Source organism: Methylobacterium sp. BE186 (genome assembly GCF_031457035.1).
Taxonomy (GTDB): domain Bacteria; phylum Pseudomonadota; class Alphaproteobacteria; order Rhizobiales; family Beijerinckiaceae; genus Methylobacterium; species Methylobacterium segetis.
The window spans coordinates 173,539-186,674 of the sequence record NZ_JAVDVV010000001.1; the positions used below are offsets into that span (position 1 = coordinate 173,539).

Here is a 13,136-nt window from a genome sequence, read left to right on the forward strand (position 1 = left end):
CCGGAGCCGGGCATGTCCATCACCGTCACCTCTTCCGAGGTGCAGAAGAATTTCGGCCTGTGGCACGACCGTGCCCAGAAGGAGCCCGTGCAGATCACCAAGCATGGGCGGGAAAGCGCCTATCTCGTCTCCGCCGAGACCTACAACGAACTCTGGGCCTGCTACCGGCGGGCCGTCGGCGTCCGCGATCTCTCCGAGGTCGAGATGGCGATGATCCGGGAGGCCGACATTCCCGAGGCGCACGCCTACGAGATCGAGGATCTGGACGACCCGGGCACGGAGGCGTCGCCCGCTCCGCGGACCTGACGCGCTCATGCGCCTCCCGGAGGACCCGCAGCCCGGTCTCGTGCTGTGCTACGCCTATCTGTGGAGACGCGAGAGCGAGGCGGGCCTGCTCGAAGGCCGGAAGGATCGGCCCGCCGTCGTCGTTCTGGCCCGCCGGGACATCGGCCCCTCCGCCATCCTCTACGTGGCGCCGGTCACGCACAGCGCTCCTGCGCGTCGCGAGGACGCCGTCGAGATTCCGGCCGCCGTGAAGCGTCACCTCGGGATGGACGCCGCCCCCTCGTATATCGTGGCCACGGAAGTCAACGTGTTCGTCTGGCCCGGTCCCGATCTGCGGCCGATCCGACAGGGCGACACGCCTTCCTCCGAGGGTGCGCCCTGCTTCTACGGCTATCTGCCCCGAGGGGTCTTTCGCACGCTGAAGGAGGCGATCCTGCTCAACCGGGAGGCCGGTACCGCCCATGTCGTGAAGCGTTGATCCGCGTCGCGCGGCCCCGCGCGCCTTCCCGGGCGACGGGGATGCGGTTCGCGTGAGGGAAACGCTTTGTGTCGACAGGCTCTAGGCGGCCAGCGCCCGGTTCACCGTGGAGCGCAGGTCGGCCAGGGAGAACGGCTTCGTCAGCACGTCGGTGACGATGGCGTCGAGGCCGCGGGCGCGCTCGCGCTGGTCGGCGAAGCCCGTCATCAGGAGGATCGTCAGGTTCGGGAAGTCGCGCTTGGCCGCGAGCGCCAGCGCGATGCCGTCCATCAGCGGCATGCGGATGTCGGTGAGCATCAGGTCGAAGGCGCCGTCCGCCTCGTTGAGGCGGTCGAGCCCGTCGCTGCCGTCGATCGCCGTCACGACGGCGTGGCCGTCGATCTCCAGCCCCCGTTTGAGGAAGCCGCGGACCGTCTCTTCATCGTCGACGAGCAATATGCGCGCCATGCCGTCCCGTCTGAGAAATCGTTGTGCCGACAAGCGGCCCGCGAATCACGCAAGCGCCCGCGTGCCTGTCAAGATTCCGGCGGCCGTAACAGTTCCGGCGCCCCATCCCTGTGCGCAATTGCCGCGACATTCCTGAAGAGTCCGTTGCGGCGGGAGGCGCCCTCAGGTGCCGCCGAACAGGTCCGGCTCGCTGCTCTCGTAATCCACAAGGCCGACGAAGGGCAGCTGCCGGAAGGCGTGCGCCACGTCCATGCCGTAGCCGACCACGAACACGTCCGGGCAGGTGAAGCCGACGAAGTCGGCGTCGATCGTCACGGCGCGCTTGCCCGGCTTCTCGAGGAGCACCGCCGTCATCACGCGCTTGGCGCCGCGGGCCATCAGGAGGTCCTTGGCGAAGACGATGGTGCGGCCGGATTCGAGGATGTCGTCGACGAGGAGCACGTCGCGGCCCTTCACCTCGCTCTCGACGTCCCGCAGGATCTCGACCTGGCCCGAGGAGACCGTGCCGGTGCGGTAGCTCGACAGGTGCACGAACTCGACCTGCGGCGAGAGCCCGGTCCGGTGCAGCGCCCGCAGCAGGTCGGCCGCGAACATGAAGCTGCCCTTGAGGACGGCCACGACGAGCAGGTCCCGGGGCTGGGTCGCGAGAATCTCCTGCGCGAGTTCCTCGTTGCGCCGGGCGATGGCGGCTTCGTCGAACAGGACGCGGACGCGTCGGGAGGCGCTGGTCATGGGTCTCTCATAGAGCATTTCGCCCGGCCCTGCCCACGCCTCGCGGCGCAAAAAGTCGGGGCCGCAGGGCTTCGTCCGCGAGCCGGGGCGGTGGCCGATGCCATCCGGCGGCCCTCAGGGCCGGGCCCTCGCCCGAGGCGGCGGTCAGGGATGCGCCTCGGCCGGCCCGGAGGCGAAGCGCACCTCGATCGCCCGGCCCTGCGCCGGAGGATCGTCGAGGCGGGCCGAGAAGCGGGCGCGCTCGCCGGCCTCCAGCGTCGGGCGCGGGGCCGGGACCGTGAAGACCCGCAGCGGGCGGCCCTCGGCGTCGCGCACCTCGACCTCGATCGGGGGGACCGGGACCGCGTGCGCGCCGACGCCGACGAGATCGCCCTCGACGCTGAGCCGGGCCGGCAGCCCGTCCGAGGCCGGCGCGCGGAAGGCGGCGACGTCGCGCAGGTCGAGGCCGCGCAGGTTCACGGGCAGGCCGAGGCGGGCGTAGAGCCCGGCGGTCTGCGGCATGGCGCGGACCACGGTCGCGCGGGCGAGGAGCGCGAGGGGCAGAGCCGCCAGCAGCACGAGCGCGGCCGCGGCCGCCGGCGAGATCCCGGCGAGCCCCCGGCGGCGCCCACCCGTCGCCCGGCCCGGAGGCCGGGCTGCGCCGAGCCGGCGCTTCGGCGCCGGGCGCGGCGGCACGTTCTCGACGATCGGGCCCCCGGCGGACACGCCGGCCTCGGGGCCGGACCCCGTCGGCGAGGCCGCGGCCTCCCACTCCGCCTCGAGCTCGGCGCTGCGCCCGGCGAGCACGTCGGCGGGGCTGACGAACCACGCCTCGCGGCAGGCCGCGCAGCGCACCGAGCGGCCCTCCATCCCGACGCGGTCCGCCTCGATCCGGTACTCGCTCGCGCAGGCGGGGCAGACGATCAGCATGGGTGTGGGGCCTCCGGCCCCGAATCGGCGGTTGCCGCCCGTTCAGAATCCACGCACATGGTTCTCGCGGCACAGGGTTAATCCCCGGTGAAGCCGCGGCCCGAGGGTGCGGTCGGCACGGGGGCTTGAAAATCCGCGCCCCGCGGGGTCAATCCACGGGACGCGCAGGCAGGCACCAGGGGGCGGGCGAACGGGTGAAGACAGGCAGCCTCCTCTCCGGCGCCGAGGAGCCGGTGGTTCAGTTCGAGAATGTCGGGATGCGCTACGGCCTCGGGCCGGAGGTGCTCTCGGACGTGAGCTTCCGCATCGCGCCGCGCTCCTTCCAGTTCCTCACCGGCCCCTCGGGCGCGGGCAAGACCACGCTCCTGCGCCTGATCCTGCTCTCGGTGCGCCCGACGCGGGGCCTCGTCTCGGTCTTCGGCGAGGAGGTGAGCGGCATCTCCAGCGAGGCGCTGACGGGCCTGCGCCGCCGCATGGGCGTCGTGTTCCAGGATTTCCGGCTCCTCGACCACCTGACCACCTACGAGAACGTGGCGCTGCCGCTGCGCGTCCAGGGCCGCGCCGAGACGAGCTACCGGGCGGAGGTGGTCGAGCTGCTGCGCTGGGTGGGCCTCGGCGAGCGCATGCACGTGCTGCCCCCGCTCCTGTCGGGCGGGGAGAAGCAGCGCGCCGCCATCGCCCGCGCCCTCATCGCCCGGCCCGAACTCCTGCTCGCCGACGAGCCGACCGGCAACGTCGATCCCGGACTCGGCCGCCGGCTCCTGCGGCTCTTCGTGGAGCTGAACAAGCTCGGCACCTCCGTCATCATCGCCACGCACGATTTCGGGCTGATGGAGCTCTTCCCGACCCGCCGGATGGTGCTGGGGCAGGGACGCCTGCGGATCGAGGATTGATGGCCGCCTCCCCGAACCCGGCCGCTCCGGCCATCGAGCCCGCCCTGCCCCCGACCCTGCGCCGGAACGCGCCGCTGGTCCCGACGGATTCGGCCGCGAGCCGCTCGCTCGCCGCCGTCATCGCCATCCTCACCTTCCTCGCCGCCCTCTGCGCGGGGGCGGCCGAGATCGTCGCCTCGAGCGCCGAGCAGTGGCAGGGCGCGGTCGCCCAGGAGGTGACGATCCAGGTCCGCCCCGGCCCCGGCCGCGACATCGACGCCGACATCGCCAGGGCGGAGGGGCTCGCCAAGGCCGAGCCCGGCATCCGGGCGACCCGCGTCTTCTCGAAGGCCGAGGCCGAGCGCCTGCTCGAACCCTGGCTCGGCAGCGGCCTCGACCTGTCGGACCTGCCGGTGCCGCGCCTCATCACCCTGAAGCTCGGCGACACCCCGGCGCCCGACCTCAAGCACCTGCGCGCGGCGCTCGGCGAGGCGCTGCCGGGCGTCGCCAGCCTCGACGACCACGCCCTCTGGCAGCAGCGGCTCTCGACCATGGCGACGACCTTCGTCGGGGCCGGAATCGGCATCGTCACCCTCGTCCTGATCGCGACGGGCCTCGCGGTCGCCTTCGCGACGCGGGGCGCGATGGCGGGCAACCGCGAGGTGGTCGAGGTGCTCCACTTCGTGGGCGCGGACGACGATTACATCGCCCGGGCCTTCCAGCGCCGCTTCTTCGGGCTGGGCCTGCGCGGGGGCGCCATCGGGGCGGGCCTCGCGCTCGCGGTCTTCGCGCTCGCCGGCCTCGTCGCCCGCGCCTGGCGCTCGGGGCCGGCGGGCGACGAGATCGAGGCCCTGTTCGGCGCCTTCCACATCGGCTGGCGGGGCTATGCCAGCGTGCTCCTCATCGGGGTCATCGCCTCCATCGTCACGGGCATCGTCTCCCGGCTCACGGTGCGGCGCTTCCTGGCCTGAGGGGAGCCCGGGGATCCGTTCCCGCACGTGGTTCGTTCCCGCAGATGGCCCGCACGCGCGAGCCGCCCGCGGGCGCGATTCCTCCGCGGGCCTACGGGCTTGCGGGGATCGTTAACCCTTTGTGAACCTTTGGAGGAGCGGAATACTTGCCTCTCCGGCGCCGCAATCGGCGCTATGGTCTGGGAGTATGAGCCCGCGGATGCCACGCGTTCCCGACATGAGGCCGGCCGAGGCCTTCGGCTGGGCTTGGCAGGAAGCGGGCCGGGCCACGGCAGGCCGGTCGGCCCGCCGCCCGGCCGCTGCGGCGCCCGCGCCGCGCCGCGGCCTCGTCGCGACGGTTCTTCTCGGCTTCGGCGGCCTCGGCTGCGTCTCGCTGCTCACGGGCTTCCTCGCCTTCGTCGCCTGCCTCGAGCGCACCGAGCGGGTGCCGCCGGGCCGCGCCGACGGGATCGTCGCGCTGACGGGCGGCGCCGAGCGCATCGGCGAGGCGATCGACCTCCTCGCGGGCGGCTACGGCCGGCGGCTCCTCATCACGGGGGTCAACGAGCGCACCAGCCGCGACGAGATCGCCCGCCTCAACCCGAGCCAGCGCTACTGGATCGAGTGCTGCGTCGACCTCGACTACCGGGCGCGCAACACGATCGGCAACGCCATCGAGACCCGCCGCTGGATGCAGCGGAACCGCTTCAACACCGTGGCCGTGGTGACCTCGAACTACCACATGCCGCGCACCCTGATCGAGCTCGACCACGCCCTGACCGGCAGCGACCGGGTGGTGCCTCACCCCGTCGTGGCGGAGGGCTTCGACGCCGGCCGCTGGTGGCAGCACCCGCCGGCCGCCCGGCTGCTCGCGGCGGAATACGTGAAGTTCCTCGTGGCCTGGCTGCGGACGCGCTTCGAGGCCGATCCGGAATATTCCCACGCGGCGGTGATCATCGGCCGCGGCAAGCCCGTGAAGATGGTCGCCGAGCCCATCCCGCGCGGGTTGGACTGACCACCGGCCCGCCGGGTCCGCTCACATCCCCCGGCAGCGGGTCTTGATCAGGCCCCCGAACTCCTTCTCCGAACCCTGGACCTGGGCGAGCCGCTCCGTGCGCTCGCCGCCCGACAGGCAGCGCCCGTAGACGCTCGCGACCCGCCGCATCGTCTCGACGTGGCGGCGCCAGATCCGGCAGCGGGAGGCGTCGTCGCCCTCGGCCTGCTCGAGCTGGTCGATCGCCTGCCGCTGCATGGACTGGGCGACGAGGAGGTCGCGCGGACAGGCCGTGTCCCCGCCCTGGGCGCGGGCGGCCGGGGCGGCGAGGACGAGCAGGGCGGCGAGCGCGCCCGCGCGGCGGAGGAGCGGTCGGGTCAAGGGAGAGCTCTCACGCGGCCTGCGAGGCGGAGGTGTGGGTCAGGAGCGCGTAGAGGGCGCTCGCGTCGCGGGCGGCGCGGATCCGCTCCAGCATGCCGGGCTCGCGCAGGATGCGGGCGACCTGGGCGAGCGCCTTCAGGTGGTCGGCGCCCGCGCCCTCGGGAGCGAGCAGCAGGAAGGCGATGTCCACGGGCTGGCCGTCGAGCGCCTCGAAATCGACCGGCCGCTCCAGGCGGGCGACGAGGCCGAACAACCGGTCGAGGCCCGGCAGCTTGCCGTGCGGGATCGCGACGCCGTCGCCGATGCCCGTCGAGCCGAGGCGCTCGCGCTGCAGCAGGGTCTCGAACACCTCCCGCTCGTCGAGGGCGGGCAGGCGGCGCACGGCCTGGGCGCTCAGGTCCTGCAGGACCTGCTTCTTGGCGCGGGCGCGTAGCGACGGCATCACGGAATTCGGATCCAGGAATTCCAGCACTGACATGGAGGACCGCTGCCCCGTCGGCCGGGTCCGCTCCGGACCCCGCGCAGTGAGTTTGGTACCGCGGGCCCGGCCCCTTGCCCGGACTCGCCCGGCCCTTTGGTCAATGAGCGGTGTCCGAGGCCGGTTCCGGCCTCGCTCCCGCGCGTCGGTTTCAGGACGCGGCGTCGGGCGGATCGACCCAGCCGATCGCTCCGTCGCTGCGCCGATATACGACGTTGATGCGCCCGGTGCCAGCGTGAACGAAGACGAGGACCGGCGCGCCCGTCATGTCGAGGGCGGTGACCGCCTCGCTGACCGAGTGGCGCTTGAGGGTCTTGGTGCTCTCGGCCACGACCGGCGGGTGGGCCGCGCCGTCCCCCTCCTCGTGAGCCTCCTCGTGGACCTCCTCCTCCGGGTCCTCCACGGGCGCGGCGAAGACGGCGTAGGCCGCCTCGACCGTGGCGCCGTTATGCTCGGCGGCGCCGTGGTCCTTGAGCTTGTGCTTGTAGCGGCGCAGGCGCTTCTCCAGCCGGTCCGCCGTCTGCTCGAAGCTCGCGCGGGCATCGTGGGCGGCGGAAGAAGCCTCGATCGTGAGCCCCGAGACGAGGTGCAGCACGCAATCGGTCCGGTAGGCGGTGCCGTCGCGGCGCAGCGTGACGTGCCCGGAGCACGTCCCGTTCATGTGGCTGTCGAGGTATTTCGAGAGGGTGGCGGCCATCCGCTCTTCGACACGCCCGCGCAGGGCCTCGCCGAGGTCCAGGCCATGGCCTGTGACGCGCAATGACCCCATGATTCCTCCGGTCTCTCGATGTGGTTGCCCGCGACTTAAGGATTGCCGCCTTCAGAAGTCAACGCGCGCCGAAGCCGCCCGGGCCCGCCGGGTCCGAGGGCCAAGCGAAGGGCCAAGCCAAGGACGGGGCGCAGGACCGAGCCAGGGACCTAGCGCAGGGCCGGGGCGAAGTTTCCGCGCCGCCGCTCGATCGAGGAGGGAATCCGCAGGGATTCGCGGTATTTCGCCACCGTGCGGCGGGCGATGTCCACGCCCTCGTCGCGCAGCTTCTGCACGAGCGCGTCGTCCGAGAGCACGTCGCTCGGCGTCTCCCCGTCGACGAGCTGCTTGATCCGGTGGCGCACCGCCTCGGAGGAATGGGCGGCCGCGCCCGCCGCGCCCGGAATCGCCGCGGTGAAGAAGTACTTCATCTCCAGCGTGCCGCGGCTCGTGCCGATCGACTTGTTCGAGGTGACCCGCGAGACCGTGCTCTCGTGCATGCCGATCGCCTCGGCCACGGTCTTCAGGTTGAGGGGGCGCAGATGCGTGACCCCGTGCACGAAGAAGCCGTCCTGCTGGCGCACGATCTCGGTGGCGACCTTCAGGATGGTGCGCGCCCGCTGCTCCAGGCTGCGCGTCAGCCAGTTCGCGGTCTGCAGGCACTCGGAGAGGAACGCCTTGTCGCCCTCGGCCACCGAGCCCTTCGAGACGCGGGCATAGTAGCTCTGGTTGACGAGGATCCGGGGCAGCGCCTCGCCGTTGAGCTCGACGAGCCAGGAGCCGTCCGGGGCCGCGCGCACGAACACGTCCGGGATCAGCACCTCGACGGCGCTGCCGCCGAAGGCGCGGCCGGGCTTGGGATCGAGGCGGCGGATCTCGGCCAGCATCTCGACGAGGTCCTCGTCGTCGACGCCGCAGAGCCGGCGCAGCGCCGGGAAGTCGCGCTTGGCGACGAGGTCGAGGCGGGCGACGAGCGCCTGCATCGCGGGATCGAACCGGTCCTTCTCGCGGAGCTGGATCGCGAGGCACTCGGCGAGGTCGCGCGCCGCGACGCCGGCCGGATCGAAGCCCTGGACGAGCTTGAGGATCCGGGCCACCGTGTCGAGGCTCGTGCCCAGCCGCTCGGCGACCGCGTCGATCGAGTCCCGCAGGTAGCCCGCCTCGTCGACCGCGTCGATCAGGAACCCGCCGATCAGGCGCTCGACGGGATCGCGGGTGGCGAGATCGAGCTGCGCGGCGAGGTGCTCGCGCAGCGACGTCTCGGCCGTGAGCGTCGCCTCGAAATCGGGCGCCTCCCCGTCGAAGCTGCCGCCGGTATTGCCGTAGGGGGCGGGCGTCAGCGAGAGCATGTCGCCGGAGGCCGCCTCGCGGGCCGGGCTCGGGTTCTCGTCGGGGAAGACGTTGTCGAGGCGTGTGTCGAAATCGCCCTCGATCTCGCTGCGGCTCGGGTTCAGGTCCTGGCTGAGCCAGGATTCGGGCTCGCCGCCCTCCCCGTCCGCGGCCTCTCCGCCCTCTCGGCCCTCTCGGCCCTCGAAGGCCGTGTCGGAGGCCGCCTCGGGGGTCTCGTGCCCCTCGCCGTCGACGCGCTCCAGGAGCGGGTTGCGCTCCAGCTCGGCATCGACATAGGCCGCGAGGTCGAGCTGGGAGAGTTGGAGCAGCTTGATGGCCTGCAGGAGCTGCGGCGTCATCACCAGGGCCTGACCCTGGCGCATCTCCAGCCGTTGCAGCAAACTCATCGCGAAGCCCCGATTCTCCGATGCGACGTGCAGATCCCTGCCGCGAGGGGCGGCACGTTTCTTGCTTCTTTCCCGAGATCCAGATCTAGACCCATTGCCCGGGCGCGTCAAAGCGTGATCGCGCATGACGCGTCGCGGCATTCCGCCGTGGCCGCGGCGGCACAGTCGGAGTGTCCGGCAGATTGCTTTCCGCTTGGTGTGCGGGGGTGGCCGCGGGATGATCGCGATCAACGCGCGCCCGTCGCGAAACGGGATCGCGATCCTAGAGGCGGAAATCCTCGCCGAGATAGAGCCGGCGCGCCTCGGGATTGGCCACGATCTCCTCGGGCGTGCCCTCGGTGAGGATCCGGCCCGAATGGGCGATGTAGGCGCGGTCGATCAGCCCCAGCGTCTCGCGGACGTTGTGGTCGGTGATGAGGACGCCGATGCCCCGCTGCTTCAGGTGCTTCACGAGGTCTTGAATGTCGCCGACCGCGATCGGGTCGATGCCGGCGAAGGGCTCGTCGAGGAGCATGAAGCTCGGCGAGGAGGCGAGCGCCCGGGCGATCTCGCAGCGCCGCCGCTCGCCGCCCGACAGGGCGATGGAGGGCGACTTGCGCAGGCGCGTGATGTTGAATTCCTCGAGCAGCGCGTCGAGCTTGCGGGCCCGCTCCTTCCGGTCGGGCTCCGCCACTTCGAGGACCGCCCGGATGTTGTCCTCGACGGTGAGCCCGCGGAAGATCGAGGCCTCCTGCGGCAGGTAGCCGATGCCGAGCCGCGCCCGCTGGTACATGGGCAGGTGGGTGATCGGCATCCCGTCGAGGGTGATGTGGCCCTGGTCGGCCGAGACGAGACCGGTGATCATGTAGAAGATCGTGGTCTTGCCCGCCCCGTTCGGCCCGAGCAGCCCCACCGCCTCGCCGTTGTGCACGGTGAGCCCCGCCTCGTGCACCACGGTGCGGCTGCCGTAGCTCTTGCGCAGGCCCCGCACGCAGAGGATGCCGGGGCCGCCCTCGGCGGCGGGCGCGCCGTCGGCGCCCGTCTCCGGCGCGGTCCGCCCGCGGCCGAGGAGGCGGCCGAGGAGCGAGGGGCCCCGCACTCGCGCGGCAGCGCCCGCAGCGCGCCGGTCGGCGGGCGGCCGCAGGACCTGGGCCGGCTCGAGGGGAAGGGTCGAGGCGCTCAAGGGGGGATCACGGAGCCTGGGCCCGCGCCTTCCCGGCGGGCTGGTCGGCGCCCTCGGCGGGCTTGGCGGCCGGCTTGGCGAGGTTCGGCGGCGGGGGGCAGCCCTTGGCACCGCCCTTGGCGTCGGCCTTCTCGCCCGGGACGAACAGGGCCGAGACGCGCCCGCCCGCGACGGGGTCCATGTTGGCGCGGCCCGTGCCCATGTCGTAGACGAGGCGCGAGCCGCGCGTGACGTTCTGGCACTGGCTGAGCACGACGTTGCCGGTCAGCACGATGCGGCGGGCGGTCTGGTCGAACACGGCGTTGTCGCCGGTGGCGACCTGATCCTTCTGCACCACCGTGACGGGGCCGGCGCACTCCACCTTCTGGATGCCGTTCTCGGCCATCGAGGGCTTCTCAGCCGCCTCCTCGCCGGGCGCATCGTCCGCCTTCTTCGCCTCCTTGCCGCGCTTGTAGTGCACGGTCAGGCTGGAGCATCGGATGGTGCTGTCGCCCTGGACCGCCACGACGTTGCCGGCGAACACCGCCTTGTTCTCGCGGTCGAACACGTCGAGCCGGTCGGCGTCGATCTTGATCGGGTCCTTGCCGCCGCCGCCGAGGGCGCCGAGCGGCGCGGCGCTCTCCTTGCGGGGCGCGGCCGGGGCCGTGGGGGCGGCGGGCTTCTGGGCGAGGGCCGGCCCGGCAGCCAGCCCGGCGGCGAGGAGGGCCGCGAGCGCGAGGGGAAGGTGCCGCCTCATCGGCGCCCGTCCGCGGGCTCGGCCGCCGAGGTGCGGATACGGGCGCCGCCCGTCTCGCCCGGCTCCTTCTCGGGGGCCTGGAACAGCGTGCGCACGTTGCCGACGAAGGAGATCACTTTGCCGTTATCGACGACGTCGAGGCTGTCGGCGGTGACCGAGCCGCTCGGCACCGTCACGGTGACGGGCTCGCGCGACTTCACCGTTCCGGCCTTGAAATCGACCGCGGCCGAGCGCAGCCGGATCTCCTCGCCCTTGTCGGTCCAGAGCCGGATGTCCTTCTCCAGCGTCAGCGCCTCGCGGCCGGTGTCGAACAGGCCGGTCGCGGCCTCGAGCCGGGCGATGCCGCCCTTGTCGTCGGTGGCGATGTGGCCGCGCATGGCCTCCAGCTCGATCAGGCTCGGCCGACGCATGTCCTGGAGGGCCGCGGCCGCCGTGACCTCGTAGCCCCGGTCGCCCTTGCGGAAGCCCGAGAGGCGCGGGTTCTCCATCTTGACCTTGCTGCCCGTCAGGCTCACCGGGCCGACCGAGACGGCCGGCACGGCGCCGCCGAAGGGATTGAGGAGAGCCGCGGCGAGGAAGAGCCCGGCCCCGCCCGTCGCCACCGGGATGACGAGCCGCAGCCAGCGCACCCGGGCGCTGTGGTTGCGCGCGCGGGCATGCGCCCGCCTCCGGCGCGCGCTCTCGCCGCTCGCGGTCTCCCTCGTCTCGACGGCCTCGACCACTGGCATGACTTTCCCGAAGGGATGCGCCCGGCTGATCACGGTCCGGGCTGCCTCACGCGCGTTTCCCGCCGCGCAGCAGACTCACCCTGCATCGGCGGGAGCCGGATGCGCCCGACCGGTGGCGAAGTTATGGCCTGAGCGTTTCCGAATGTTCAACCATCACGCGCGGTTGCGGGAGGAAGCACCCCGTTCTCCCGTGGCGATGTGCGTCGCCGCACGCCCCGGCCGCCCTCCTCAGGAATGGGCGAAGACGTCGATCTCGGCCCAGCCCGCGAGGTCGAGCCGGGCGCGGGTCGGGAGGAAGTCGAAGCAATCCTGGGCGAGGTCTGTGCGGCCCTCGCGGGCGAGCATCGCGTCGAGACGGGCGCGGGCGGCGTGCAGGTGGAGCACGTCGGAGGCCGCGTACTCGACCTGAGCCTGGCTCAGGGCCTCCGCCCCCCAGTCGGAGGATTGCTGCTGCTTCGAGAGATCGACGCCGACGAGTTCGCGCACGACGTCCTTGAGCCCGTGCCGGTCCGTGTAGGTGCGGGCGAGCTTCGAAGCGATCTTGGTGCAGTAGACCGGCACCGGCATCACGCCGAGATACTGGAACAGCACCGCGAGGTCGAAGCGGGCGAAGTGGAAGATCTTGAGGACGCCCGGGTCGGCGAGGACCCGCTGCAGCACCTCGGGCGCCGGCCCCTCGGGCAGGATCTGGACGACGTCGGCGCTGCCGTCGCCGCGGGAGATCTGCACGACGCAGAGCCGGTCGCGATGGGGGTTGAGGCCCAGCGTCTCGGTGTCGATGGCGATGGCGGGGCCCGCCTCGTAGTCGGCCGGCAGGTCGCCGCGATGGACGCGGATGGTCGGTGAGGCGGGCATCAGGTCAGGTCTTTGGGGGACAAGCGGTTTTCGCCGCCTATCATCCGCGCCTCCCGCCCGCAAGCCCGGCCCGCGGGAGGCGGGCCGGGCGGGGCGGCCACCGCCTATTTCTGCTTGGCGATGACCTTGTCCTTGATGCCCTCGTAGACGGTCTGCGGGATGATCTTCTTGGACACGAGCTCGTCCTTGCCCTTGTAGGGGCGGCCCTTGATGATCGCGGCCGAGCGCGCCGCGCCGATGCCGGGCAGGGCGTCGAGTTCCTCGGCGCTGGCGCTGTTGAGGTCGACCAGGGCGGTCTTGGCGGCGTTCGGCGCGCCGGCCACGGGAGCGCTGGGCTTCGCCGGCGCCGTGGGAGTGGCGGGCGCGGCCGGCGCCGTCGGGCTCGGCTTCGTGGGCGTCGCGGGCGCCGGCGACTGGGCGAGCGCCGGGGCCGCGGCGAGGCAGAATGCGAGGGCGAGGCCGCGCACCAGGGACGCGGTGGTGAGGGACGTGGTCATGGCGGGATCTCCCGGCGCCGTGACGGCCCGTTCGGCCGCATCGGCAGTCCAGAGAGCTAGAGCGGCCGGCTTGAACCCGCGCTTAATGAGGCGTTCACCGCTCCGATCCCCGTGATCCGTCCGCGCGTCGCGGACCGGACATCCCGAC

The 13,136-nt window shown here is 72.4% G+C and carries 17 protein-coding genes; 5 read left to right on the forward strand and 12 right to left on the reverse strand.

What is annotated here, in order from left to right; all coding sequences use genetic code 11:
• Nucleotides 1–12 precede the first annotated feature (12 nt).
• Together J2X36_RS00775 and J2X36_RS00780 are read left to right on the forward strand one after the other, a co-directional pair.
• On the forward strand, nt 13–306 hold the full coding sequence (locus J2X36_RS00775) for a type II toxin-antitoxin system Phd/YefM family antitoxin (RefSeq protein WP_132256915.1): 294 nt from the start codon (nt 13–15) through the stop codon (nt 304–306).
• Between the two features lie 7 nt (nt 307–313).
• Nucleotides 314–763, forward strand: a complete 450-nt coding sequence (locus J2X36_RS00780) for a hypothetical protein (RefSeq protein ID WP_310344797.1) — start codon at nt 314–316, stop codon at nt 761–763.
• An 81-nt stretch (nt 764–844) separates the two neighbouring features.
• On the opposite strand, the gene J2X36_RS00785 is transcribed toward J2X36_RS00780, so the two are convergent.
• The 3 genes from J2X36_RS00785 to J2X36_RS00795 form a co-directional block, all read right to left on the reverse strand.
• Nucleotides 845–1,210: a response regulator gene (locus J2X36_RS00785; protein ID WP_132256913.1), complete on the reverse strand. Its 366-nt coding sequence runs from the start codon at nt 1,208–1,210 to the stop codon at nt 845–847.
• Nucleotides 1,211–1,372: 162 nt separating this feature from the next.
• Nucleotides 1,373–1,942, reverse strand: coding sequence for a hypoxanthine phosphoribosyltransferase (gene hpt, locus J2X36_RS00790; protein ID WP_132256911.1), 570 nt, complete (start codon nt 1,940–1,942; stop codon nt 1,373–1,375).
• Nucleotides 1,943–2,086: 144 nt separating this feature from the next.
• Nucleotides 2,087–2,851 carry an MJ0042-type zinc finger domain-containing protein gene (locus tag J2X36_RS00795; protein WP_310344807.1) on the reverse strand — a complete coding sequence of 255 codons (765 nt, stop codon included), beginning with the start codon at nt 2,849–2,851 and terminating at the stop codon, nt 2,087–2,089.
• Between the two features lie 194 nt (nt 2,852–3,045).
• On the opposite strand from J2X36_RS00795, the gene ftsE reads away from it, so the two are divergent.
• From ftsE to J2X36_RS00810, 3 genes are all read left to right on the forward strand, one after another.
• Nucleotides 3,046–3,744, forward strand: coding sequence for a cell division ATP-binding protein FtsE (ftsE, locus tag J2X36_RS00800; protein ID WP_132255489.1), 699 nt, complete (start codon nt 3,046–3,048; stop codon nt 3,742–3,744).
• Nucleotides 3,744–4,694, forward strand: coding sequence for an ABC transporter permease (locus J2X36_RS00805; protein ID WP_310344812.1), 951 nt, complete (start codon nt 3,744–3,746; stop codon nt 4,692–4,694). The genes ftsE and J2X36_RS00805 overlap by 1 nt, the downstream gene beginning before the upstream one ends.
• Before the next feature lie 199 nt (nt 4,695–4,893).
• Nucleotides 4,894–5,688: a YdcF family protein gene (locus tag J2X36_RS00810; protein WP_132255491.1), complete on the forward strand. Its 795-nt coding sequence runs from the start codon at nt 4,894–4,896 to the stop codon at nt 5,686–5,688.
• Between the two features lie 21 nt (nt 5,689–5,709).
• Here J2X36_RS00810 and J2X36_RS00815 read toward each other — a convergent pair whose 3' ends face one another.
• The 9 genes from J2X36_RS00815 to J2X36_RS00855 form a co-directional block, all read right to left on the reverse strand.
• Complete coding sequence (locus J2X36_RS00815; protein ID WP_132255492.1) at nt 5,710–6,048, reverse strand: hypothetical protein; 339 nt, start codon at nt 6,046–6,048, stop codon at nt 5,710–5,712.
• Between the two features lie 10 nt (nt 6,049–6,058).
• Nucleotides 6,059–6,526, reverse strand: coding sequence for a PTS IIA-like nitrogen regulatory protein PtsN (gene ptsN, locus J2X36_RS00820; protein ID WP_109889695.1), 468 nt, complete (start codon nt 6,524–6,526; stop codon nt 6,059–6,061).
• 151 nt (nt 6,527–6,677) lie between these two features.
• Nucleotides 6,678–7,295, reverse strand: coding sequence for a ribosome hibernation-promoting factor, HPF/YfiA family (gene hpf / locus J2X36_RS00825; protein WP_310344816.1), 618 nt, complete (start codon nt 7,293–7,295; stop codon nt 6,678–6,680).
• Nucleotides 7,296–7,444: 149 nt separating this feature from the next.
• Nucleotides 7,445–9,010, reverse strand: a complete 1,566-nt coding sequence (rpoN, locus tag J2X36_RS00830; RefSeq protein ID WP_310344819.1) for an RNA polymerase factor sigma-54 — start codon at nt 9,008–9,010, stop codon at nt 7,445–7,447.
• Between the two features lie 262 nt (nt 9,011–9,272).
• Nucleotides 9,273–10,088: an LPS export ABC transporter ATP-binding protein gene (gene lptB / locus J2X36_RS00835; protein WP_310345551.1), complete on the reverse strand. Its 816-nt coding sequence runs from the start codon at nt 10,086–10,088 to the stop codon at nt 9,273–9,275.
• Between the two features lie 91 nt (nt 10,089–10,179).
• The gene (locus tag J2X36_RS00840) at nt 10,180–10,908 is read right to left on the reverse strand and encodes an LptA/OstA family protein (protein ID WP_132255495.1); all 729 of its coding nucleotides are present in this window, start codon (nt 10,906–10,908) and stop codon (nt 10,180–10,182) included.
• Entirely contained in the window at nt 10,905–11,636 is a 732-nt protein-coding gene (gene lptC, locus J2X36_RS00845) for an LPS export ABC transporter periplasmic protein LptC (protein ID WP_310344823.1), read from the reverse strand. The genes J2X36_RS00840 and lptC overlap by 4 nt, the downstream gene beginning before the upstream one ends.
• Before the next feature lie 228 nt (nt 11,637–11,864).
• Complete coding sequence (locus J2X36_RS00850) at nt 11,865–12,491, reverse strand: ribonuclease D (protein WP_132255497.1); 627 nt, start codon at nt 12,489–12,491, stop codon at nt 11,865–11,867.
• 104 nt (nt 12,492–12,595) lie between these two features.
• On the reverse strand, nt 12,596–12,988 hold the full coding sequence (locus tag J2X36_RS00855; RefSeq protein ID WP_132255498.1) for a helix-hairpin-helix domain-containing protein: 393 nt from the start codon (nt 12,986–12,988) through the stop codon (nt 12,596–12,598).
• Between the last annotated feature and the right edge of the window lie 148 nt (nt 12,989–13,136).

Excerpts from the sequence above, each read along its gene's own strand:
- J2X36_RS00785 (WP_132256913.1), bottom strand. The coding sequence starts at position 1,210 with ATGGCGCGCATATTGCTCGTCGACGATGAAGAGACGGTCCGCGGCTTC.
- ptsN (WP_109889695.1), bottom strand. The coding sequence starts at position 6,526 with ATGTCAGTGCTGGAATTCCTGGATCCGAATTCCGTGATGCCGTCGCTA.
- rpoN (WP_310344819.1), bottom strand. The coding sequence starts at position 9,010 with ATGAGTTTGCTGCAACGGCTGGAGATGCGCCAGGGTCAGGCCCTGGTG.
- J2X36_RS00855 (WP_132255498.1), bottom strand. The coding sequence starts at position 12,988 with ATGACCACGTCCCTCACCACCGCGTCCCTGGTGCGCGGCCTCGCCCTC.
- lptC (WP_310344823.1), bottom strand. The coding sequence starts at position 11,636 with ATGCCAGTGGTCGAGGCCGTCGAGACGAGGGAGACCGCGAGCGGCGAG.
- J2X36_RS00780 (WP_310344797.1), top strand. The coding sequence starts at position 314 with ATGCGCCTCCCGGAGGACCCGCAGCCCGGTCTCGTGCTGTGCTACGCC.
- J2X36_RS00795 (WP_310344807.1), bottom strand. The coding sequence starts at position 2,851 with ATGCTGATCGTCTGCCCCGCCTGCGCGAGCGAGTACCGGATCGAGGCG.
- J2X36_RS00775 (WP_132256915.1), top strand. The coding sequence starts at position 13 with ATGTCCATCACCGTCACCTCTTCCGAGGTGCAGAAGAATTTCGGCCTG.
- J2X36_RS00850 (WP_132255497.1), bottom strand. The coding sequence starts at position 12,491 with ATGCCCGCCTCACCGACCATCCGCGTCCATCGCGGCGACCTGCCGGCC.
- J2X36_RS00810 (WP_132255491.1), top strand. The coding sequence starts at position 4,894 with ATGCCACGCGTTCCCGACATGAGGCCGGCCGAGGCCTTCGGCTGGGCT.
- hpf (WP_310344816.1), bottom strand. The coding sequence starts at position 7,295 with ATGGGGTCATTGCGCGTCACAGGCCATGGCCTGGACCTCGGCGAGGCC.
- J2X36_RS00805 (WP_310344812.1), top strand. The coding sequence starts at position 3,744 with ATGGCCGCCTCCCCGAACCCGGCCGCTCCGGCCATCGAGCCCGCCCTG.
- hpt (WP_132256911.1), bottom strand. The coding sequence starts at position 1,942 with ATGACCAGCGCCTCCCGACGCGTCCGCGTCCTGTTCGACGAAGCCGCC.
- J2X36_RS00840 (WP_132255495.1), bottom strand. The coding sequence starts at position 10,908 with ATGAGGCGGCACCTTCCCCTCGCGCTCGCGGCCCTCCTCGCCGCCGGG.